Genomic DNA, 21,425 nt, shown 5'->3' with positions numbered 1-21,425 from the left:
CATGACCGCCAACGCCGCCTTCGTACTGGTCGTCGACGACGAACCCGACCTGCGCACCCTGTATGAGCTGACCCTGCTGCGCGAGGGCCACCGCGTGGAGACCGCCGCCAGCGTGCAGGAGGCGCGCCAGCAACTGCGCGCGCAGCGCTTCGACGTGGTGCTGACCGACATGCGCCTGCCCGACGGCCAGGGCCTGGAGCTGATCCTGGAGCTGCGCGACGCCCAGCGGCGCGAGCGCTGCGTCGTCATGACCGCCTACGGCTCAGCCGAGAACGCCGTGGAGGCGTTGCGCGCCGGCGCCTTTGACTACCTGACCAAGCCCGTGGACCTCAAGCAGTTCCGCGCCGTCGTGGCCTCGGCCGTGCAGGGCGCGGGCGGCGTGCCCGCGCCGCGCAGCGCGCGCCCGGGCACCAAGCCGGCGGCCGCGCCGCACGACGGCTGCGCCGCGCTCGACCGCCTGGTGGGCGACTCGGAGCCCATGCGCACCATCAAGCAGCACATCGCCAAGGTGGCGCGTGGCATGGCGCCGGTGCTGGTGCGCGGCGAGTCGGGCACCGGCAAGGAGCTGGTGGCACGCGCCCTGCACGCCAACAGCCAGCGCGCGGACGGCCCGCTGGTGGCCGTGAACTGCGGCGCCATCCCCGAGAACCTGCTCGAAGCCGAGTTCTTCGGCGCGCGCAAGGGCTCCTATACCGGCGCAACGCAAGACCGCGAGGGCTATTTCCAGGCCGCGCGGGGCGGCACGCTGTTTCTCGACGAAATCGGCGACCTGCCCCTGTCCATGCAGTCGAAGCTGCTGCGCGCCATCCAGGAGCGCAGCGTGCGCCCGCTCGGCTCGACCCAGGAAGAGACCGCGGACGTGCGCATCATCAGCGCCACGCACCGCGACCTGGCCGCCGACGTGCAGGCCGGGCGCTTCCGCCAGGACCTGTATTACCGGCTCAACGTGATCGAGCTGGTGCTCCCCGCCCTGCGCGAGCGCCGCGAGGACCTGCCCGCGCTGTGCGAGGCGCTGCTGACGCGCATCGCCCAGGAATCCGGCCAGCCCACCCCGCAGCTCACGCCGCAGGCGCTGGCGCAGATCGCCAGCCACCCGCTGACGGGCAACGTGCGCGAACTCGAGAACCTGCTGCACCGGGCCATGACCCTCAGCGAGGAGGGCACGCTGCAGCTCGGCCATGGCACGGCCCCCCCCATGCCGCCGCCAGCGCCCCCCGCGCCCGAAGAGCCGGCCGCGCCAACGCCCGAGGCCGTGCCAGCGCCCACGCCCGCCCTGGCGCAAGCGCTGAAGGAACTGCCCTCGGACCTGCAGGGCTGGCTCGACCAGCAGGAGCGCGAAATCCTCGTGCGCGCCCTGCACGACAGCGGCTTCAACCGCACCGCCGCCGCCGTGCGCCTGGGCATCAGCCTGCGCCAGATCCGCTACCGCATCGCGCGGCTGCAGATCCCCACCCCCCAGGACAGCGATGGCGCCGACGACGCCGAATGAGCAGCCCGCACCCTCCCATCCCGCCTGGGACGGGGGCTGGCACACCGGCGCGCGGCGCCTGCCCTCGCCCAACTTCGGCCCGCGGCCAGCGCAGGCGCACATCGACCTGGTCGTGGTGCACTCCATCAGCCTGCCGCCAGGCGAGTACGGCACCGGCGCGGTGCAGCAGCTGTTCACCAACCGGCTCGACTGGGACGCCCACCCCTACTACCAGGGCCTGCGCGGGCTGGAAGTCTCGGCCCACTTCTTCATCACGCGCTCCGGGGCGCTGTGGCAGTTCGTGGACTGCGACCAGCGCGCCTGGCACGCGGGCGCCTCGCGCTACCGCGGCCGCGAGCGCTGCAACGACGACTCGGTCGGCATCGAGCTCGAAGGCCTGGAAGGCCGGACCTTCGCGCCCGCGCAATACGCCGCGCTGGCCCGCCTGTGCCGCGACCTGGCGGCGCGCTACCCCATCGCCCACGTCGCGGGGCACGAGCACATCGCCCCGGGGCGCAAGCAAGACCCAGGGCCCGGGTTCCAGTGGCGCCGTCTGCAGCAGGCGCTGGGGTGGGAAGCGGCCCGCTTTCCCGCGCCGGACAGCAACAGGACTCAAAAAACATAGCGCCTTGCGCTTGCTGCATAAGGGTTAGAGGCCAAAAACACCTCAAAACCTCAGCACAGCGCGGTCGTACAGCCGCCCCTTTCCCCACATCGCAAAGGGTTTTTCCCCGCACGCAGGGAAACGGCGCGCCCCAGCATCCATACCGCCTGCCGGGGCGAATCGCGGCGCAAGCGGCATGGGCGCTTCGTTCGGCCCCGGCAAGCCCCATGGCGCGGTGTTTTGCACGCGGCCTCCCACGGCCCGGCCCGCGCCGGCCAAGCCCACGCGCTGCATCGAAGGCGGCAACGACGGTACACTACAGGTAGCGTTTTGCCTTCAAGCAGGACACTAGATATAGCGTTACACCCTGGTACAGCCCCGCTGCGCGCGCCCCGGCTGGCCAACGACCCCAACCCGAGGATTCACCATGCAAGTTGCGTTTGACACGCCTTCTTCCACGCATGCCGACCCGGCGCTCCAGGCTTTCGAGGCGACCGCCCGCGCCCAGTCCGCCCTGGCCCATTACCAGATCCTGCGCCGCAACGGCTCCGTGGCCGCCTTCGAGCCGCAGAAGATCGCCGTGGCCTTGATGAAGGCCTTCCTGGCCGTGCACGGCACGCAGGGCGCGGCCTCGGCCAGCGTGCGCGAGGTGGTGGACGAACTGACGCATGCCGTGGTGCGCGCGCTGGCCCGCTCGCGCCCCGGCGGCGGCACCTTCCACATCGAGGACGTGCAGGACCATGTAGAACTCGGCCTGATGCGCGGCGGCCACCACGAGGTGGCGCGCGCCTACGTGCTGTACCGCGAGCGCCGCGCGCAGGAGCGCGCGCAGCAGCAGGCGCAGCTTCTGCCCCAGGCTCCGGCGATCCACGTGGTGGACAACGGCCAGCGCGTGCTGCTCGACCTGCTGCGCCTGCGCGCGCTCGTGGCCAGCGCCTGCACCGGGCTGAGCGGCGAGGTGCAGCCCGAGCCCATCGTGGCCGAGACGCTGCGCAACCTGTACGACGGCATTCCCATGGACGAGGTGTACAAGGCCTCGATCCTGGCGGCGCGCACGCTGATCGAGAAGGACCCCGACTACACCTACGCCACCGCGCGCCTGCTGCTGCACACCATTGTGCGCGAGGTGCTGGGGCAGGACGTGGCCCCGGCCGCCATGGGCGAGGCCTATGCCAATTCGTTCCCGCAGTTCATCCAGAAGGGCGTGGACAACGAGCTGCTCGACCCGCAGCTGCTGCAATACGACCTGCCCCGGCTGGCCAAGGCGCTGCAGCCCCAGCGCGACCTGCAGTTCGACTACCTCGGCCTGCAGACGCTGTACGACCGCTACTTCCTGCACGTGCGCAAAGCCCGCATCGAGCTGCCGCAGGCGTTCTTCATGCGCGTGGCCATGGGCCTGGCGCTGCGCGAGAGCGACCGCGACGCGCGCGCCATCGAGTTCTACGAGGTGCTGTCGTCGTTCGACTTCATGAGCAGCACGCCCACGCTGTTCAACAGCGGCACGCTGCGCTCGCAGCTGTCGAGCTGCTACCTGACCACGGTGCCCGACCACCTGGAGGGCATCTACGACGCCATCAAGGAAAACGCGCTGCTGTCCAAGTTCGCCGGCGGCCTGGGCAACGACTGGACGCGCGTGCGCGCGCTCGGCTCGCACATCAAGGGCACGAACGGCGAATCGCAGGGCGTGGTGCCCTTCCTGAAAGTGGTCAACGACACCGCCGTGGCCGTGAACCAGGGCGGCAAGCGCAAGGGCGCGGTCTGCACCTACCTGGAGACCTGGCACCTGGACATCGAGGAGTTCCTGGAACTGCGCAAGAACACCGGCGACGACCGCCGCCGCACGCACGACATGAACACGGCCAACTGGATTCCCGACCTGTTCATGAAGCGCGTGATGGACAAGGGCCAGTGGACGCTGTTCTCCCCCTCCGACGTGCCCGATCTGCACGACCTGTACGGCCAGGACTTCGAGCGCGCCTACTGTGCCTACGAGGCCCAGGCCGACCGTGGCGAACTCACGCTGTTCAAGCGCGTGGCGGCCGTGGACCTGTGGCGCAAGATGCTGTCGATGCTGTTCGAGACCGGCCACCCCTGGATCACGTTCAAGGACCCGTGCAACATCCGCTCGCCCCAGCAGCACGTGGGCGTGGTGCACTCGTCGAACCTGTGCACCGAGATCACGCTGAACACCAGCGAGACCGAAACCGCCGTGTGCAACCTCGGCTCGGTGAACCTGCTGCGCCACATCCAGGACGGCCAGCTCGACCACGCCAAGCTGCGCAAGACCATCGCCACGGCCATGCGCATGCTCGACAACGTCATCGACATCAACTACTACGCCGTGGACAAGGCGCGCGACGCCAACCTGCGCCACCGCCCCGTGGGCCTGGGGCTGATGGGCTTCCAGGACAGCCTGTACGAACTGCGCATTCCCTATGCATCCGACGCCGCCGTGGCCTTCGCCGACGAGTCGATGGAAGCCATCTGCTACTACGCCTACTGGGCATCGACCGAGCTGGCCAAGGAGCGCGGCCAGTACTCCAGCTACCGCGGCTCGCTGTGGGACCGCGGCATCCTGCCGCTGGACACGCTGAACCTGCTGGAGCAGGCGCGCGGCGGCCACGTGCAGGTGGACCGCGGCACACGCCTGGACTGGGACGCCCTGCGCCGCAAGATCGCCCAGGACGGCATGCGCAACTCCAACTGCGTGGCCATCGCCCCGACCGCGACCATCTCCAACATCGTCGGCGTCGATGCCTCGATCGAGCCCTCGTTCGGCAACCTGTCGGTCAAGTCCAACCTGTCGGGCGAATTCACCGTGGTCAACGCCTACCTGGTGCGCGACCTCAAGCGCCTGGGCCTTTGGGACGACGTGATGGTGATGGACCTGAAGCACTTCAAGGGCTCGCTGCAGCCCATCGACCGCGCGCCGCAGGACCTCAAGGCGCTGTACGCCACTGCGTTCGAGGTCGAGCCGCGCTGGCTGGTCGAAGCCGCCTCGCGGCGCCAGAAGTGGATCGACCAGGCGCAGAGCCTGAACATCTACATGGCCGGCGCATCGGGCAAGAAGCTCGACGAGACCTACAAGCTGGCCTGGGTGCGCGGCCTCAAGACCACCTACTACCTGCGCACGCAAAGCGCCACGCACGTCGAGATGAGCACGGTGAACAAGCGCCAGCTCAACGCCGTGGCCAGCCACGGCGCGGACGGCGCGCTGGAGGCCGCGGCCGCCGCGGCGCAGGCCCAGATGAACGCCGCCCCTGCCACCGACGTGAAGTTCTGCGCCATCGACGACCCCGGTTGCGAGGCCTGCCAGTAAGGCCCCACCGAAGGCCGGTTGCACGGCCCCGGGGAAACCGGGCCGTGCACGCGGCCACCATGCAACAGAACCTTGCTGCGCAACGCTGCAGCGCTTTCCTTTTTGCAGCACTGCTTTCATAATCCGGACACTGGACAACCTATGCTGACCTGGGACGAAGAAGCCAAGCCCGCACCGCAGGATTCCCTGCAAAGCGGCACTCCCCTCCACAGCCCGCAAGCTTCTGCGGCTGCTTCTCAGCAACGCCGCGTCAACGCCGCCGACAAGCGCATCATCAACGGCCAGACCGACGTCAACCAGCTCGTGCCCTTCAAGTACAAATGGGCCTGGGAAAAATACCTGGCCACCTGCGCCAACCACTGGATGCCGCAGGAAATCAACATGACGCGCGACATCGCGCTGTGGAAGGACCCCAACGGCCTGACCGAAGACGAACGCCGCATCGTCAAGCGCAACCTGGGCTTCTTCACCACCGCCGACTCGCTGGCCGCGAACAACATCGTGCTGGGCACCTACCGCCACATCACCGCGCCCGAATGCCGCCAGTTCCTGCTGCGCCAGGCGTTCGAGGAAGCGATCCACACCCACGCCTACCAGTACATCGTGGAGTCCATCGGCCTGGACGAAGGCGAGATCTTCAACGCCTACAACGAAATCGGCTCGATCCGCGACAAGGACGAATTCCTGATCCCGTTCATCGACGCGATCATGGACCCGAACTTCCACACCGGCACCCCGGAGACCGACCAGACGCTGCTCAAGAGCCTGATCGTCTTCGCCTGCCTGATGGAAGGGCTGTTCTTCTACGTCGGCTTCACGCAGATCCTGGCGCTGGGCCGCCAGAACAAGATGGTGGGCGCGGCCGAGCAGTACCAGTACATCCTGCGCGACGAGTCGATGCACTGCAACTTCGGCATCGACCTGATCAACCAGCTCAAGCTGGAGAACCCGCACCTTTGGACGGCCGAGTTCAAGGACGAGATCAAGGCCCTGTTCCTCAAGGCCGTGGACCTGGAGTACCGCTACGCCGAAGACACCATGCCGCGCGGCGTGCTCGGCATGAACGCCTCCATGTTCAAGGGCTACCTGCGCTACATCGCCAACCGCCGTGCCACCCAGATCGGGCTGGAGGCACTGTTCCCCAACGAAGAAAATCCGTTCCCCTGGATGAGCGAGATGATCGACCTGAAGAAGGAACGCAACTTCTTCGAGACGCGCGTCATCGAGTACCAGTCCGGCGGCGCGCTTTCCTGGGACTGATGCCCTGCACGGCGATGGCGAATACCCTCCAAGCCCCCTGGCAGCCGGCAAGCTGCCGCCGCCAGGGGCTTGCTTCATTCATGGCGGTGGATGCGCGCATCCGCCGCCATGGATCGCTTCGCACCGGTTCGGCGTGAAGTGCTCCAAGCCCATCGACCCAGGAGACCATCATGGCAACCAAGCCGACCGCAAAGAAAGCCGCACCCGCCAAAAAGGCCGCAGCCACCGAGGCTCCGGCCAAGAAGACCGTAGCCGCAAAGAAGGCCGCGCCCGCCGCCAAGGCCGCGACGCCCGCCAAGAAGGCCGCTGCCCCCGCTAAGAAGGCCGCCGCGCCGGCCAAGACCGTAGCGGCCAAGAAGGCCGCGCCCGCCCCCAAGGCCGCCGCACCCGCCAAGAAAGCCGTAGCGGCCGCGCCGCAAAAGGCCAAGGCCGCAGCGCCCGCCAAGAAGGCCGCTGCCGCGCCTGCAAAGAAAGCCGCTGCCGCCCCGGTGAAGAAGGCCGCCGCCCCCGCCAAGAAGGCCACGCCAGCCAAGAAGGCCGCACCCGCAGCCGCCAAAACGGCAGCACCCGCCAAGAAGGCAGCCGCCCCTGCCGCCAAGAAGGTAGCAGCAAAGGCGCCCGAAGCCGCCAAGGCCAGCACGGCCGCCAAGAAAGCCGCCGCGCCGAAGAAAGCCGCCGCCAAGCCCGTGGCCAAGGCAGCACCTGCAGCGCCTGCCGTGCAGACCACGCTCAGTCCGAAAGCCGCGTGGCCCTTCCCGACCGGCGGCAAGCCGTAAACACCCACGCGCCTGCGCACGGCCCGGCTTGCAGCCGGGTTTTTTTATTGCCGCCGGGCCGCCCCAAGGCAATAACGCCCCCTTGGGGGCAGCGGCCACACGCGGTGGCCGGCTCTTTATTGCCCCGCCGTCACGGCTTCACTTCGAAACTCAGCGTCGCCGTGTAGCGCACGTCCTCGTACTTCTTGCCATCGATGGTGACGTTGGCATCGTTCAGCTTGGCACTGACCTCCAGCACGTAGAGGCCCGGGATCGGCGTATCCAGCGTGACGCTGCCATCGGCATTGGGCGTGAGCGACTTGCGCCAGCCCGCGGCGGTGTCCACGTTCACACGGCTGGCATGGGCGGGCCGGCCCTTGAAGAACAGGCGGAAGGTATTGCCGCCCGGCTCGGCGGGCACCAGCTCCAGGTCATTGGCGGCTTTTGTTTCCTGCCGGCCATGCCGCGCCTGGAAGTAGGTCAGCACGCCATTGCCGCCCACGCGCAGTGCGGTGAAACGTGCATCGCCCTCGCCAGGCGCAAAGCTGTAGTGGTCCGCCGCCGTGGCCATGGGCGCCACGCGCCCACCCGGCAGGACGGGCTGGGCATCGCGCAGCGCCGGCAAGGCCCCAGGCACGGACAGCTCACCGATCCGCGCCTGCAACTGGTCGCCCTCGCGCTGCAGCCACAGGATGTCGGCATGGGCGGGCAAGGCGCCGAGCACCAGCGCCGCCATGCCCAGCACCTTGGCGGCCATGTGGCAAACCACGGAATGAGAGCGTTTGGGCAAATGAATGTAGCGGTTCAATGGACTTCCTTCTCTTCAAAGTTTGCAGCGCAGAAACTCAGCAACCCCGGTCGTAGCGCTCGAACACGAAACCGCCAGCGCAGGGCGAGGGACATGAAAGCCCCTCCTCTGGCTGGCGTCGGATCGGCGGCGCTGGCTGAGGGTTGGATGGCGAAGCGGCAGGATGAAAGCTCCTATTTTGATAGCTTCTCGCGCTTTCTGGATGGGCGCTGGAGGCCTATTTGACCCATATTTCCCATCCGGACTACGCCCCAGGAGGCGGAAGCTCACTGGGGATCGAAGTCCAGCTGGTAGTTCTGCGGCCCGCGCTGCGCGATCTTGAGCGCCCCCACGCGGTTGCCCAGTTGCGCGCACCGCTCCAGCGGCCAGCCCTGCTCCAGGCCGTAGAGCAACGCGCCGCGCCATGCGTCGCCGCACCCCGTGGGGTCCACCACGGCAGCGGGCGGCACAGGGGGCACCAGGATCTTGGCACCGTCCGTCCAGACCTCGCAGCCCTCGCCGCCCAGGGTCACGACCAGGCCGCGCACCTTGCGCGACAGGGTTTCCAGGCTCCAGCCGGTGCGTTCGCACAGCATCTTGCCTTCGTAGTCGTTGACGGTGATCCAGCTGGCCTGGGCCACGAAAGCCGCCAGCTCGTCACCGTTGAACATGGGCAGGCCCTGCCCCGGGTCGAAGACGAAGGGGATGCCGGCGGCATGGCACTGCGCGGCGTGCTCCAGCATGGCGTCGCGCCCATCGGGGGCGATGATGGCCAGGCGCGCGCCCGTGCCGGCGTCGATGCGCTGGCTGTGCGCCTGCATCATCGCGCCGGGGTGGAAGGCCGTGATCTGGTTGTTGTCACGGTCCGTCATGATCATGGCCTGGGCGGTATAGCTGTCCTGCGCCAGCCCGACGTGGCGGGTGCTGATGCCCAGGCCTTGCAGGCGCTCCAGGTAGCCGCCGCCATCGTTGCCCAGCATGGCCATGGGCAGCGGTTCGCCGCCCAGCAGCTTGAGGCTGTAGGCGATGTTGCCGGCGCACCCGCCGAAATCGCGGCGCAGCTGCGGCACCAGGAACGAGACGTTCAGGATGTGCAGCTGGTCGGGCAGTATCTGCTCGGCGAAGCGCCCCTCGAAGGTCATGATGGTGTCGAACGCCAGGGATCCGCAAATCAACGCAGCCATTTCTTGTGTGTCCAGTCAAATAAAAAATCAGGGATAGAAGGCCAGCACGCGGTAGCCCGACAAGCGCAGCGCGGGCCCGGCCAGCACCACCATGGTCTGGCCACTCCATTCGCCATGCGCGGCCAGCTCCACGGGCGCTTCCAGCTCGGCGGGCAGCAGCACGCGGCGCAGCACGGCCTGATCCTGCGCATCGGTCAGGGTCAGCTCGACGGCGGGCATCGCCACGGCCGCGCCGGAGAGGTTCTTGATCGCCAGTGTCAATTGGTAGGAGTCGCCGCGCCCGGCCTTGACGAAACCGGAGCTGTCGATGGCCACGACTGCGATGCGCCGGTCCGGGCCGATGGCGCAGCCGAGCCGGGCACACGCCAGTTCCAGCCACGGGCGCAGCTGTGGCTGCGCGGCGGCCAGCGCATTGCGCTGGTGCACGGCCATTTGCGCGGCCAGCCCGGCCAGCGCCGCCAGGCACAGCAGCAGCAGCACGAAGCGCACGCCCGCGCTGTGCCAGAACGCCTGGCGCCGCGCCGCGCGCACGAAGCCGGGCTCGGGGGTAGCGTCTCCGTCCACGTCTTCCTCCTCGCTGGAGGGGGGCGGCTGCACCGGAGCAGGCGGGGTAGCAGCCGCAGGCACGGCCGGCGGTGCAGTGGCCGGCACGGCATCGCCGGCCGGTTCGCCGGGCACCTCGGCGGAAGCTTCTTGCGGTATCTCCTGCACCCATGGATCCACGGGCAGGAGCGCCGGGAATTCCAGCGCGTCCTCGGCGGGCGCCTCCGCCACCTCCGGCACTTCCGGCGCCAGCGCAGGGGCCTCCTCGGGAACCGCCTCGGCCTCGGCCGGCATGGGCTCCGCGGGCTCCACCACGGCCACGGCCACGGGCGGTGGCGCAGGCACCGCGAGAAAGGCGGGCACCACCGGCCCGGGCACCTCCAGCAGGGGCGCGACGGGCTCCGGCGCGGGCGCAGGCACCACGGGCGCGGCATGCGCAACTGCCCCTTCTTCGAGCGGGAAGTCCGGCAACAGCGGTGCCGCGACGACGGCCTGCATGTGGGCCGATGCGTCGAATATTTCCTTGCACTGGCCGCACCGCACCCAGCCCTCGGAAATGCGCAGCTGGTCCGCGACGACCTTGAACTTCGTTCCGCAGGAAGGGCAGCAGGTGATCTGGCTCATCGGCTCGGCATTGTAGGAACCACCCCGCGTACGGTTAGCGCACCGCCGTCATCAGGATCCAGCCATCCTCGCGGTCGGACACCACGAGCCGCAGCCACGGCGCGTAGGCCTGCTGCAGTTCCTCGGCCTGCCGCTCCAGGATCCCGGCCAGCACCAGGTGGCCACCCTGCGCCACATGGGCGCACAGCAGCGGCGCCAGCACCTTCAAGGGGGTGGCCAGGATATTGGCCAGCACGGTCTGGTACAGACCCTGGGCCTGCTCGGGCAGCCCGGCGTGCAGTTGCACGCCATTGGCCTGCGCGTTGAGCCGCGTCGAATCCACGGCGGCCGGGTCGATATCGACGGCGTCAATATTCACGGCGCCGTGCTTGGCGGCGCCAATGGCCAGGATGCCGGAGCCGCAACCGTAGTCCAGCACGCACCCCAGGCCCTGCGCGCCGCCCTGGCGCGCGATCCAGCGCAGGCACATGCGCGTGGTCGGGTGCGTGCCCGTGCCGAAGGCCAGGCCCGGGTCCAGGCGGATGCTGGTGCGCGCCTGCGCGGGCAGGTCGTGCCAGGTGGGCACGATCCAGAAGTCCGGCGTGATCTCCACCGGGGTGAACTGCGACTGCGTCAGGCGCACCCAGTCCTGGTCCTGCACCGGCACGATGCCCAGCACCTGGCAGCCGGCAAAGAACTCCTGGGCCTCCAGGAGCCGCTGCGCCTCCTCGGCGCCTTCACGGGCCGTGAACAAGGCCACGATGCGGCTGCGCTGCCAGCCCTCGCGCGGCGGCGGCATGCCGGGCTCGCCGAACAGGGCCTGTTCGGCCTCGGTCTGCGCATCGGCGTCCTCCACCGACACGCTCAGGGCATCCAGGGCGTCCAGGGCGTCGCTCAGGTCTTCGACCCTGTCCTCGGGACACAGCAGGCTCAACTCAAACATCAACGGCTCCTGGCAAAAACGAAAAGCTGGCCTGCGCGCGAACACGCAGGCCAGCGGGGCAATGGCGGCAAGGCCATCAGCGCTTGTGCTGCGACAGCCACTCTTCCAGGTAATGGATGTTGGTGCCGCCGGCGGTGAAATTGGCGTCCACCATCAGTTCCTGGTGCAGCGGCACGTTGGTGCTGATGCCCTCGACCACGGTCTCGGACAGCGCCGTGCGCATGCGCGCCAGCGCCTGTTCGCGCGTATCGCCATGCACGATGATCTTGCCGATCATCGAGTCGTAGTTGGGCGGCACGAAGTAATTGTTGTAGACGTGCGAGTCCACGCGCACGCCGGGGCCGCCGGGCATGTGCCACATGGTGATGCGGCCCGGCGAGGGGGTGAACTTGTACGGATCCTCGGCGTTCACCCGGCACTCGATGGCATGGCCACGGATCTCGATCTGGCGCTGGGTGAAGGGCAGCTTCTCCCCAGCGGCCACCATGATCTGCGTCTTCACGATGTCCACGCCGGTGATCAGCTCGGTCACCGGGTGCTCCACCTGCACGCGCGTGTTCATCTCGATGAAGTAGAACTCGCCGTTCTCGTACAGGAACTCGAACGTGCCCGCGCCCCGGTAGCCGATCTTCTTGCAGGCCGCGACGCAGCGCTCGCCGATGCGCTCGATCAGCTTGCGCGCGATGCCCGGGGCCGGCGCCTCCTCGATCACCTTCTGGTGGCGGCGCTGCATGGAGCAGTCGCGCTCGCCCAGGTACACGGCGTTCTTGAACTTGTCGGCCATCACCTGGATTTCGATGTGACGCGGGTTCTGGAGGTACTTCTCCATGTAGACGGCCGGGTTGCCGAAGGCCACGCCTGCCTCGGCCTTGGTCATCTGCACCGCATTGACCAGCGCCGCCTCGGTATGCACCACGCGCATGCCGCGCCCGCCGCCGCCGCCCGCCGCCTTGATGATGACGGGGTAGCCGATGGCCTTCGCGATGCGGCGGATCTGCACCGGGTCGTCGGGCAGCTCGCCCTCGGAGCCGGGCACGCAGGGCACGCCAGCGCGGATCATGGCCTGCTTGGCCGACACCTTGTCGCCCATGATGCGGATCGACTCGGGCGTGGGGCCGATGAACTGGAAGCCGCTCTTTTCCACACGCTCGGCGAAGTCGGCGTTTTCTGCCAGGAAGCCGTATCCCGGGTGGATGGCCTCGGCGTCGGTGACTTCGGCCGCCGAGATGATGGCCGGCATGTTCAGGTACGACAGCGGCGAGGGCGCCGGGCCGATGCACACCGCCTCTTCGGCCAGCTTGACGTACTTGGCGTCGCGGTCGGCCTCGGAATAGACCATCACGGCCTTCACGCCCAGCTCGCGGCATGCGCGCTGGATGCGCAAGGCAATTTCGCCGCGGTTGGCAACGAGGATTTTTTTAAACATATCCGTTTTCCATGAGGCATCGCATCACCAGCGACGCATGAAACAGGCGCGGCACCCTCCGCGAAAGAAGAAGGAAGCGGCCAGGCCGCCCGCGGCGGCGCCCCGGCATCACTCGATGACGAACAGCGGCTGACCGTACTCGACCGCCTGGCCGTTCTCGCCCAGGATGCGGGTCACCGTACCCGACTTGTCGGCCTCGATCTCGTTGAGGATCTTCATGGCTTCGATGATGCAGACGGTATCGCCTTCCTTGACCTGGCTGCCCACATCCACGAAGGGCTTGGCGCCGGGGCTGGCGGCCCGGTAGAACGTGCCGACCATGGGCGACTTGATCACATGGCCCGCAGGCGCGGGGGGGGCTGGCAGCTCGGGGACGGCCGCGCCCGCAGCAGGCGCCTGGGCCACCGGGGCCTGCATGGGCGCCGCGACGAACTGCTGCACGACCGCGCCGCCGCCCTTGACGATGCGTACCTTGCCCTCTGCCTCGGTGATTTCCAGCTCCGACACATTCGACTCGGAAACCAGGTCAATCAGGGTCTTGAGTTTTCGCAAATCCATGGGGTCTCCAACGGCTAAAAACGGAATAGGGCGCGAATGTACTCCAATTTCACCCTATTTCTGCCATCGGACCCCATTTTTCATCAACGTCGGAATGGAAATCTGCACCGCCAAGGCATCTGGATCAAACCGGATCGGCCCAGCGGGCCAGATCCTGCGCCTGGACCTGACCGATTTTACGGTGCCGGATGCGCCCATCCGCGCCCAGCACGACGGTGAAGGGCAGCCCGCCCTGCAGATTCCCGAGCGCGCGGCCCAGTTGCATCCCTCCCGAAGTGGCAATGGCGACGGGATACTCCAGGGGCAGTTTCTCCAGGAATTTACGCACAGCGGGCGTCTGGTCCACCGCCACCCCCAGCACCTGCCAGCCCTGGGCCTTGCGTTCGCCGTAGAAGCGATTGAGCAAAGGCAGTTCCTCGATGCAGGGCGGGCACCATGTCGCCCAGAAGTTGAGTACCAGCGGACGCCCCCTGAAGGCCGCCATCGCCAAGGGTGAGCCCTCCGGGGTGACGAAGGACTGGCTCCACAGGTTCGCCTCCGGCCCCGGCGCCAGCGCCAGCGCCTCTGGCTGCAGGTGCCGCCACGCCAGCGTGGCACCGCCACCAGCGGCGGCCACGGCAACCCCGGCATACAGCCAGCGCCTGCGCGTAGCGCTGACGGCGGCGGTGGTATCCATTGCGTCCTTCATGCCGCCGTCTCCTGCACCAGCCGGCGCACGGCTGCGATGTCGCCGCGCGGCAGCCGCCCGCGGGAATCGGGACGCAATGCGCCACGCAGATCATCCAGGTCATAGACCAGCAGATGCACGCCCACCATGGTTTGCAGCTCGGGACACATGGCGCCCAGCGTCAGCGCCTCGACACTCTCGCCATGAAAACCCGTGACCGTGCGCGGCTCATAGTCCACATGGTGGTCGATCAAGGCAATTTCGGCAGACTTGCAGTCATCGCAGAACAACTGCAGGTAAATATCCGAGAGCCGCGTGGCCGTGCCATGCCAGACGGCACCCGTGAGATGCGGACGGAAGGCCGCCAGCCGCTCCATCCACACCAGCGCCAGGCGCCGCAGCGCCAGCAGCTCGCCCGGCTGCGTGTCGGCGCAGAACAGCGCGATGTATTCGCGCACCGCGTCTTCCACCTGGTCGTTGTCCGGCAGCGCCGTGCGGGCGGGCAGCCCCAGGTCGCGCACGGCGCGGCGCTTGGCCGAGCCCCAGTCAAGCCCCTCCTCCACCACCAGGCGGGCAGCGGCGTTGGCAATCTCGGCAGTGGTGGTGTTGTGCATGAGCCCCCCTGTTCGGCAGCAACCGCGAAGATTGTCGCGCCAAGCCGCCACCATGGCACGCGAATACCCTCAAACTCTGAAATTGATAGCTACCAGCGCAATACCAGCCTGCGCTGCGAGACTTTTTCATTGCAAACGTAGAATCGCCCCCATGCATATACATATCCTGGGCATCTGCGGCACCTTCATGGGCGGCCTGGCCGCGCTGGCACGCGAGGCGGGCCACAAGGTCACGGGCTGCGACGCCGGCGTCTACCCCCCGATGAGCGACCAGCTGCGCGCCCTGGGCATCGCGCTGGTCGAAGGCTACGACGCCGGGCAGATGGCACTTCGCCCCGACGTCTTCGTGGTTGGCAACGTGGTCAGCCGCGCGCGGCTGGCCGACGGAAGCCCGAAGTTCCCGCTGATGGAAGCCATCCTGGATGCCGGCGCGCCCTATACCAGCGGCCCGCAGTGGCTGGCCGAGCATGTGCTGCAGGGCCGCCATGTGCTGGCCGTGGCGGGCACCCACGGCAAGACCACCACCACCTCGATGCTGGCCTGGATTCTGGAATGCGCGGGCAAGGCACCGGGCTTTCTCGTGGGCGGGGTGCCGCTGGACTTCGGCGTTTCGGCCCGCCTGGGCCCTGCCGTCACCGACAGCGGCGAGCGCCCCTGGTTCGTGATCGAGGCCGATGAATACGACACCGCCTTTTTCGACAAGCGCAGCAAGTTCGTGCACTACCGGCCGCGCACCGCCATCCTCAACAACCTGGAGTTCGACCACGCCGACATCTTCGACGATCTGGCCACCATCGAACGCCAATTCCACCATCTCGTGCGCACCGTGCCGGCCTCGGGCCGCATCATCGCCAATGGGCTGGAGGAAAGCCTGGCGCGCGTGCTGCACCAGGGCTGCTGGAGCGAGCAGCGCACGTTCGGCGCGGCCAGCAGCGACTACCGCGCCGAAGGCCCGCCCGAGGCGTTCGACGTGCTGCGCGGTGGCGCCAGCGTGGCGCGTGTGGAATGGCAGCTCTCGGGCACGCACAACCAGCTCAATGCACTCGCAGCCATCGCCGGCGCCGAGCATGCCGGCGTGCCCCCCGGCGTGGCAGCCGAGGCCTTGGCGCGCTTTCAGAACGTCAAGCGCCGCATGGAGCTGCGCGGCACCGTGGGCGGCGTGGCGGTATATGACGACTTCGCGCACCACCCCACGGCGATACGCACGACGCTCGAAGGGCTGCGCCGCCGCCTGCCGCCGGGCCAGCGCATCCTGGCGGCCTTCGAGCCGCGCAGCAACACCATGAAACTCGGCGCCATGAAGGCCCAGCTGCCCTGGGCACTGGAGAGCGCCGACCAGGCGTACTGCCACACCGCAGGGCTGGACTGGGATGCTGCGGCGGCACTCGCCCCGTTGGGAGAGCGTGCCCACACGGCGGCGGACATTCACAGCCTGGTGGCGCAACTGGCCGCCGCCGCACGGCCGGGCGACCACATCGTGTGCATGAGCAACGGCGGTTTCGGCGGCGTGCACGGCCTGCTGCTGGCCGCGCTCGCCGCAGGCGCGGGAGCCGGTACCGGCCCAGGCGCCGGACTCAGTTATCCATAGCGCGCATCGCATGAAACCGGCGCGGCCCATGCGCGGCAACCGTGCAAGGGCCGCCCCACCGCACTGGCTGCGTCCCCCTCCCACGCGCAGCGTGAGAGAGGGGGAAGGCGCCGAAGGCGACTCAGGGGGTGCTTGATTTCAGAACGTCACCGCCATGGCCTGAACGTCCACCCGCACCACCGGCTTGGACAGCGCGGCGCTGGCAGCCTTGGCGAAGGTCTGGCCCCACTGCGGGTCGGACAGCCGGGCCAGCCCGGCCGCCTGTGCCACCACCAGCACCTTGTCGGCCAGCAGCACCTTGCCGCTGGCGCGCAGCGGCTCGCACTCCAGTTGCGTGAACTGTTCGTCCAGCCAACGGCGCGCGGCCTCGTTGGACAAAGGCTCTTGCCCCTCCAGGTCGAAACGGAACTCCTGCTGGGGCGACAAAGCCACCGAGACTTCGCTGTGCATGCGGTAACCCTCTTTGAAGAATGGATGATAGGGACAACAAGCTTACACGCTTTGCAGCTTGCGCCGCGCCAGCACGGCCGTGGAAAGCGCCTGCAGCAAGGCGACCGAGTCGTCCCACCCCAGGCAGGCATCGGTGATGCTCTTGCCATATTCCAGCGCACGCGGATCGTCCTTGCCCGGCGAGAACTTCTGCGCCCCCGCGTGGATGTGGCTCTCCACCATCACACCGAAGACGCTGCGCGAACCCGCGGCGATCTGCGCGCCGATGTCGCGGGCCACGTCCAGTTGCTTTTCATGCTTCTTGGAGCTGTTGGCGTGGCTGCAATCGACCATGAGGGTGGACGGCAGGCCGGCGGCCTCCAGGTCCTTGCAGGCGGCGGCTACGCTGGCGGCGTCGTAGTTGGGCGCCTTGCCGCCGCGCAGGATGACGTGGCAGTCCTGGTTGCCGTTGGTGCGCACGATGGCCACCTGGCCGTTCTTGTGCACCGAGAGGAAATGGTGGCCGCGGCCGGCCGACTGGATCGCGTCGGTGGCAATGCGGATGTTGCCGTCCGTACCGTTCTTGAAGCCGATCGGCGCCGACAGGCCCGAGGCCAGCTCGCGGTGCACCTGGCTCTCGGTGGTGCGCGCGCCGATGGCGCCCCAGCTGATCAGGTCGCCGATGTACTGCGGCGAGATCACGTCGAGGAACTCGCTCGCGGCGGGCATGCCCAGGCGGTTGATCTCGATGAGCAACTGGCGCGCAATGCGCAGGCCCTCGTCGATGCGGTAGCTCTCGTCGAGGTAGGGGTCGTTGATCAGCCCCTTCCAGCCGACGGTGGTGCGCGGCTTCTCGAAGTACACGCGCATCACGACTTCCAGGCTGTCCTTGTACTGCTCGCGCAGCGGCTGCAGGCGGCGGGCATAGTCCAGCGCCGCCTCGGGGCTGTGGATCGAGCAGGGGCCGATGATGACCAGCAGCCGGTCGTCCTGGCCGGCCATGATGTCGTGGATGCTGCGGCGGGTCTGCGTGATCAGCGACTCCACCTGGGTGCCCCGGATGGGGAAGAAGCGGATCAGATGTTCGGGAGGGGGGAGCACGGTGATGTCCTGGATGCGTTCGTCGTCGGTCTGGCTGGTTTTCTCGACGCTGCGGTACCAGGCATCGCTGGCGGGGGAGGCTTGCACGGTCATGGGGTTTCTCTCGAAGGGTGAAAACAAGGGAGCGAAAAACAAAAAACCGCCGGGCTTTTCAGCTGCGGCGGTTGTCGTGTGAGGTGTCTTGGGTGCTTGCGCGCGTTCCTCTCATCCGCCTAGGACAGAGAACCAAAAGTAAAAGTAGAAAGCGCTGCGCATCTGCATCGTTTCAATGTAGCACGTCTTGCGGCAGTGCAACAAACCGGCGTTGCTTGGCGGCAACGCGCTCAACCCAGCCATGCACGCACCCGCTGCCACCAGGAATACGCCCGCACGGGCTGCGCCTCGGCGGGCCAGGCGCTGCTCTGCTCGTACATGTCGATGAGCAGCAGGGCACCGCCCAGGGTGCGCCATGCGCGCTGCTCGAACTGCTGGAACACGCGCCGCTCGCGCCGGCTGTGCTGTTCCAGCACGAGCAGCCAGGCGTCGAGCGCATCGCGCAACCGGCGCAGGTCGCGCTGGTAGGCGGCGAATTCGTACAGCGACTGCCACGGCGCGCCCAGCCCATGCATGAGCCGCTGGTGCGCACTGGCGCTGTCGGCCAGCGCCCGGCCCAGGGGAATGAGCGTGGAAACGTCCACGCGCTTGCGCCGGGCCTGGACCAGTGCCTCGATCTGCTGCGACAGGGCGCTCAGGCCGTCGCGCATTTCGCGCGTGGCCTCATCGGCCAGCCCTTCGCGCAGGAGCTGGCTGATGGCGTCGAAGGACTGCGCCTGCAGCAGCCGGGATGTACGCAGCGAAGGCATGGGGAAACGCCTGCGCTGCCGGCCACTCAGGCGGTGCCGCCCACCGTGAGGCCGTCGATGCGCAGCGTCGGCTGGCCCACGCCCACGGGCACGCTCTGGCCCTCCTTGCCGCAGGTGCCCACGCCGCTGTCCAGGCGCATGTCGTTGCCGATCATGCTGACCTTCTTCAGCGACTCCGGGCCGCTGCCGACGATGGTCGCGCCCTTGACCGGGTAGAGGATCTTGCCGTTTTCCACCCAGTAGGCCTCGCTGGCCGAGAACACGAACTTGCCGCTGGTGATGTCCACCTGCCCGCCGCCGAAGTTGGTGGCGTACAGGCCCTTCTTGATGCTGGCGACGATTTCCTGCGGGTCCTTGTCGCCGCCCAGCATGTAGGTGTTGGTCATGCGCGGCATGGGGATGTGGGCATAGCTTTCGCGCCGGCCGTTGCCGGTCGGCGCCACGCCCATGAGCCGCGCATTCAGCGCATCCTGGATGTAGCCCTTGAGAATGCCGTCCTCGATCAGCACGTTGCGCTGGCTGGCGTGGCCTTCGTCATCGACGTTGAGCGAGCCGCGCCGGTCGGCAATGGTGCCGTCGTCCAGCACCGTCACGCCCTTGGCCGCCACGCGCTGGCCGATGCGGCCGCTGAACGCGCTGGAGCCCTTGCGGTTGAAGTCGCCCTCCAGCCCGTGGCCCACGGCCTCGTGCAGCAGCACGCCGGGCCAGCCGGGGCCGAGCACCACCGTCATCTCGCCCGCGGGCGCGGGGCGCGCTTCCAGGTTGACCAGCGCCGCGTTCACCGCCTCGCGCACGTACTGGGCGATCTGCGCATCGTCGAAATAGGCCAGGCCGAAGCGCCCGCCGCCGCCCGCCGATCCCATCTCGCGCCGCTGGCCCTGCTGCGCGATCACCGTGACCGACAGGCGCACCAGCGGGCGCACGTCCGCCGCCAGGGTGCCGTCGGCACGGGCCACCAGCACCACGTCGTACTCGCTGGCCAGGCCCGCCATGACCTGGACGACGCGCGGGTCCTGGGCGCGGGCGCGCTGCTCCACCTTCTCCAGCAACTGCACCTTGGCCGTGCTGTCCAGCGTGGCGATAGGGTCGATCTCCGGATAGAGGGAGCGGCTCTTCGCTATCTTTTGCGTAGCTGCTCGCGCACGCCCAGCCTTGCCTGCGGCCGAAATGGCCCGTACCGTGCGGGCCGCATCAAGGAGCGAGGCCACGGAGATGTCGTCGGAGTAGGCGAACGCCGTCTTCTCGCCGCTGACGGCACGCACGCCCACGCCCTGGTCGATGGAGAACGAGCCCGTCTTGACGATGCCCTCCTCCAGGCTCCAGCCCTCGCTGCGCGTGTACTGGAAGTACAGGTCGGCGTCATCGACGCGGTGCGCGCGGATCTCGGCCAGGGCCTGCGCCAGGTGGGATTCGTCCAGGCCGAAAGGCTGCAGCAGCAACTGCCGCGCCGTGGCCAGGCGTTCGATGGTGGGTTCGCGGGAAATCATGGCGGAATTGTAGGCACGCCGCCATGTCCATGCGGGAGGATCAGAAGGGCCGTGGCTGCGCCGCCGGCAGGCGCTGCGCCCGCGCCACCGACATCAGCACCCCCAGCGCCAGCCCGAGCGTGACCATGGCCGTGCCGCCATAGCTGATGAACGGCAGCGGCACGCCCACCACGGGCAGGATGCCGCTGACCATGCCCATGTTGACGAAGGCGTAGGTGAAGAAGATGGTGGAGACCGCCCCGGCCATGAGGCGGCCGAACAGCGTGCCCGCGCCCATGGCAATGGCCAGGCCGCGCCATACCAGCAGCAGGAAGCAGATGATGATGAACAGGTTGCCCGCCAGCCCGAACTCCTCCGAGTAGGCGGCGAAGATGAAGTCGGTGGTGCGCTCGGGAATGAACTCCAGGTGCGTTTGGGTGCCGGCCATGAAGCCCTTGCCCCACACCCCGCCCGAGCCGATGGCGATCATGCCCTGGATGATGTGGAAGCCCTTGCCCAGCGGGTCGCGCGTCGGGTCCAGCAGGGTGCAGATGCGCTGCTGCTGGTAGTCGTGCAGCACCGGCCAGCGCACGCCCTCCGCGCACAGCTGCGGCTCATAGGCCACGATGAGCGCAATGCCGATGGCGCCCAGGATCACCGGCGGCAGCACCAGGCGCCACGACAGGCCCGCGAAGAAGATCACCGACAGCCCGGCCGCCATCACCAGCAGCGAGGTGCCCAGGTCCGGCTGCTTCATGATGAGCCCCACCGGCACCGCCAGCAGCGCCCCGGCCACGACGAAATCGAGCGGGCGCAACTGGCCCTCGCGCTTCTGGAACCACCAGGCCAGCATCAGCGGCATGGCGATCTTGAGGATCTCGCTCGGCTGGATCACCACGCCCAGGTTGATCCAGCGCTGCGCACCCTTCTTGGTGATGCCGAACAGCGCCACCGCCACCAGCAGCGCCACGCCCAGCGTGTACAAGGGCATGGCGAAGGCCATGATCCTCTGCGGCGGCACCTGGGCCACGACGAACAGGATCGCCAGGGCGATGAGCATGTTGCGGCCATGGTCCACGAAGCGCGTGCCGTGGTCGTAGCCCGAGGAATACATGGCCAGCAGTCCCGCGCCCGCCAGCAGCAGGCACAGCAGCACCAGAATCCCGTCGAACCCGCGAAACAGCGGCAGGATGCGTTGCGCGAGCGAGGGTTTGTCGAAAACGGCGGACATAACCTTGCATTATCGGCGGCGCGCCATGGTAGAACCC

Annotated in this window: 19 protein-coding genes; 6 read left to right on the top strand and 13 right to left on the bottom strand. The window is 68.1% G+C overall.

Annotated elements, in window-relative coordinates; genetic code table 11:
• Position 1: 1 nt before the first annotated feature.
• The 5 genes from YS110_18915 (at position 2) to YS110_18895 (ending at position 7,427) form a co-directional block, all read left to right on the top strand.
• Entirely contained in the window at positions 2–1,489 is a 1,488-nt protein-coding gene (locus tag YS110_18915; GenBank protein UJB66690.1) for a sigma-54-dependent Fis family transcriptional regulator, read from the top strand.
• Positions 1,467–2,093 (top strand): 1,6-anhydro-N-acetylmuramyl-L-alanine amidase AmpD, encoded by a 627-nt coding sequence (gene ampD, locus YS110_18910; GenBank protein UJB66689.1) that lies wholly within the window; start codon positions 1,467–1,469, stop codon positions 2,091–2,093. Before YS110_18915 ends, ampD begins: the two co-directional genes overlap by 23 nt.
• A 406-nt stretch (positions 2,094–2,499) precedes the next feature.
• A complete protein-coding gene (locus YS110_18905; protein ID UJB66688.1) occupies positions 2,500–5,391 on the top strand; it encodes a ribonucleoside-diphosphate reductase subunit alpha in 2,892 nt (963 codons plus the stop codon).
• 141 nt (positions 5,392–5,532) lie between these two features.
• Entirely contained in the window at positions 5,533–6,651 is a 1,119-nt protein-coding gene (locus YS110_18900; GenBank protein ID UJB66687.1) for a ribonucleotide-diphosphate reductase subunit beta, read from the top strand.
• 170 nt (positions 6,652–6,821) lie between these two features.
• Complete coding sequence (locus YS110_18895) at positions 6,822–7,427, top strand: histone (GenBank protein ID UJB66686.1); 606 nt, start codon at positions 6,822–6,824, stop codon at positions 7,425–7,427.
• Positions 7,428–7,557: 130 nt separating this feature from the next.
• Here the strand turns inward: YS110_18895 and YS110_18890 are convergent, their stop codons facing one another.
• The 8 genes from YS110_18890 to YS110_18855 all read right to left on the bottom strand — a co-directional run bounded on the left by YS110_18890 (position 7,558) and on the right by YS110_18855 (position 14,731).
• Positions 7,558–8,163, bottom strand: a complete 606-nt coding sequence (locus YS110_18890) for a hypothetical protein (protein UJB66685.1) — start codon at positions 8,161–8,163, stop codon at positions 7,558–7,560.
• Positions 8,164–8,480: 317 nt separating this feature from the next.
• Positions 8,481–9,377, bottom strand: coding sequence for a carbohydrate kinase family protein (locus YS110_18885; GenBank protein UJB66684.1), 897 nt, complete (start codon positions 9,375–9,377; stop codon positions 8,481–8,483).
• A 27-nt stretch (positions 9,378–9,404) separates the two neighbouring features.
• Positions 9,405–10,544 (bottom strand): DUF3426 domain-containing protein, encoded by a 1,140-nt coding sequence (locus YS110_18880; GenBank protein UJB66683.1) that lies wholly within the window; start codon positions 10,542–10,544, stop codon positions 9,405–9,407.
• A 34-nt stretch (positions 10,545–10,578) separates the two neighbouring features.
• A complete protein-coding gene (gene prmA, locus YS110_18875) occupies positions 10,579–11,466 on the bottom strand; it encodes a 50S ribosomal protein L11 methyltransferase (protein UJB66682.1) in 888 nt (295 codons plus the stop codon).
• A 76-nt stretch (positions 11,467–11,542) separates the two neighbouring features.
• Positions 11,543–12,892 carry an acetyl-CoA carboxylase biotin carboxylase subunit gene (accC, locus tag YS110_18870; protein UJB66681.1) on the bottom strand — a complete coding sequence of 450 codons (1,350 nt, stop codon included), beginning with the start codon at positions 12,890–12,892 and terminating at the stop codon, positions 11,543–11,545.
• A gap of 108 nt (positions 12,893–13,000) precedes the next feature.
• Positions 13,001–13,450 carry an acetyl-CoA carboxylase biotin carboxyl carrier protein gene (locus YS110_18865; GenBank protein ID UJB66680.1) on the bottom strand — a complete coding sequence of 150 codons (450 nt, stop codon included), beginning with the start codon at positions 13,448–13,450 and terminating at the stop codon, positions 13,001–13,003.
• A 124-nt stretch (positions 13,451–13,574) separates the two neighbouring features.
• On the bottom strand, positions 13,575–14,138 hold the full coding sequence (locus tag YS110_18860) for a TlpA family protein disulfide reductase (protein UJB66679.1): 564 nt from the start codon (positions 14,136–14,138) through the stop codon (positions 13,575–13,577).
• Positions 14,135–14,731, bottom strand: a complete 597-nt coding sequence (locus YS110_18855) for a hypothetical protein (GenBank protein UJB66678.1) — start codon at positions 14,729–14,731, stop codon at positions 14,135–14,137. Before YS110_18855 ends, YS110_18860 begins: the two co-directional genes overlap by 4 nt.
• A gap of 151 nt (positions 14,732–14,882) precedes the next feature.
• Here YS110_18855 and mpl point away from each other — a divergent pair, with 151 nt between their 5' ends.
• Entirely contained in the window at positions 14,883–16,319 is a 1,437-nt protein-coding gene (gene mpl, locus YS110_18850) for a UDP-N-acetylmuramate:L-alanyl-gamma-D-glutamyl-meso-diaminopimelate ligase (GenBank protein ID UJB66677.1), read from the top strand.
• 138 nt (positions 16,320–16,457) lie between these two features.
• On the opposite strand, the gene YS110_18845 is transcribed toward mpl, so the two are convergent.
• The 5 genes from YS110_18845 to rodA all read right to left on the bottom strand — a co-directional run bounded on the left by YS110_18845 (position 16,458) and on the right by rodA (position 21,388).
• Positions 16,458–16,769 (bottom strand): hypothetical protein, encoded by a 312-nt coding sequence (locus YS110_18845; GenBank protein UJB66676.1) that lies wholly within the window; start codon positions 16,767–16,769, stop codon positions 16,458–16,460.
• A 42-nt stretch (positions 16,770–16,811) separates the two neighbouring features.
• Positions 16,812–17,942: a 3-deoxy-7-phosphoheptulonate synthase gene (locus YS110_18840; protein UJB66675.1), complete on the bottom strand. Its 1,131-nt coding sequence runs from the start codon at positions 17,940–17,942 to the stop codon at positions 16,812–16,814.
• A gap of 230 nt (positions 17,943–18,172) precedes the next feature.
• Entirely contained in the window at positions 18,173–18,691 is a 519-nt protein-coding gene (locus YS110_18835) for a hypothetical protein (protein UJB66674.1), read from the bottom strand.
• Positions 18,692–18,717: 26 nt separating this feature from the next.
• Positions 18,718–20,178 (bottom strand): metalloprotease TldD, encoded by a 1,461-nt coding sequence (gene tldD / locus YS110_18830; GenBank protein ID UJB66673.1) that lies wholly within the window; start codon positions 20,176–20,178, stop codon positions 18,718–18,720.
• Between the two features lie 40 nt (positions 20,179–20,218).
• The gene (rodA, locus tag YS110_18825; GenBank protein UJB66672.1) at positions 20,219–21,388 is read right to left on the bottom strand and encodes a rod shape-determining protein RodA; all 1,170 of its coding nucleotides are present in this window, start codon (positions 21,386–21,388) and stop codon (positions 20,219–20,221) included.
• Positions 21,389–21,425 lie beyond the last annotated feature (37 nt).

Source organism: Acidovorax sp. YS12 (genome assembly GCA_021496925.1).
GTDB lineage: Bacteria > Pseudomonadota > Gammaproteobacteria > Burkholderiales > Burkholderiaceae_C > Paenacidovorax.
This window is presented reverse-complemented; position numbering and strand designations above follow the sequence as displayed.

Bases quoted from the DNA above. Each gene is read 5' to 3' on its own strand.
- YS110_18915 (UJB66690.1), top strand. From the start codon at position 2: ATGACCGCCAACGCCGCCTTCGTACTGGTCGTCGACGACGAACCCGAC.
- ampD (UJB66689.1), top strand. From the start codon at position 1,467: ATGGCGCCGACGACGCCGAATGAGCAGCCCGCACCCTCCCATCCCGCC.
- YS110_18905 (UJB66688.1), top strand. From the start codon at position 2,500: ATGCAAGTTGCGTTTGACACGCCTTCTTCCACGCATGCCGACCCGGCG.
- YS110_18900 (UJB66687.1), top strand. From the start codon at position 5,533: ATGCTGACCTGGGACGAAGAAGCCAAGCCCGCACCGCAGGATTCCCTG.
- YS110_18895 (UJB66686.1), top strand. From the start codon at position 6,822: ATGGCAACCAAGCCGACCGCAAAGAAAGCCGCACCCGCCAAAAAGGCC.
- YS110_18890 (UJB66685.1), bottom strand. From the start codon at position 8,163: ATGGCCGCCAAGGTGCTGGGCATGGCGGCGCTGGTGCTCGGCGCCTTG.
- YS110_18885 (UJB66684.1), bottom strand. From the start codon at position 9,377: ATGGCTGCGTTGATTTGCGGATCCCTGGCGTTCGACACCATCATGACC.
- YS110_18880 (UJB66683.1), bottom strand. From the start codon at position 10,544: ATGAGCCAGATCACCTGCTGCCCTTCCTGCGGAACGAAGTTCAAGGTC.
- prmA (UJB66682.1), bottom strand. From the start codon at position 11,466: ATGTTTGAGTTGAGCCTGCTGTGTCCCGAGGACAGGGTCGAAGACCTG.
- accC (UJB66681.1), bottom strand. From the start codon at position 12,892: ATGTTTAAAAAAATCCTCGTTGCCAACCGCGGCGAAATTGCCTTGCGC.
- YS110_18865 (UJB66680.1), bottom strand. From the start codon at position 13,450: ATGGATTTGCGAAAACTCAAGACCCTGATTGACCTGGTTTCCGAGTCG.
- YS110_18860 (UJB66679.1), bottom strand. From the start codon at position 14,138: ATGAAGGACGCAATGGATACCACCGCCGCCGTCAGCGCTACGCGCAGG.
- YS110_18855 (UJB66678.1), bottom strand. From the start codon at position 14,731: ATGCACAACACCACCACTGCCGAGATTGCCAACGCCGCTGCCCGCCTG.
- mpl (UJB66677.1), top strand. From the start codon at position 14,883: ATGCATATACATATCCTGGGCATCTGCGGCACCTTCATGGGCGGCCTG.
- YS110_18845 (UJB66676.1), bottom strand. From the start codon at position 16,769: ATGCACAGCGAAGTCTCGGTGGCTTTGTCGCCCCAGCAGGAGTTCCGT.
- YS110_18840 (UJB66675.1), bottom strand. From the start codon at position 17,942: ATGACCGTGCAAGCCTCCCCCGCCAGCGATGCCTGGTACCGCAGCGTC.
- YS110_18835 (UJB66674.1), bottom strand. From the start codon at position 18,691: ATGCCTTCGCTGCGTACATCCCGGCTGCTGCAGGCGCAGTCCTTCGAC.
- tldD (UJB66673.1), bottom strand. From the start codon at position 20,178: ATGATTTCCCGCGAACCCACCATCGAACGCCTGGCCACGGCGCGGCAG.
- rodA (UJB66672.1), bottom strand. From the start codon at position 21,388: ATGTCCGCCGTTTTCGACAAACCCTCGCTCGCGCAACGCATCCTGCCG.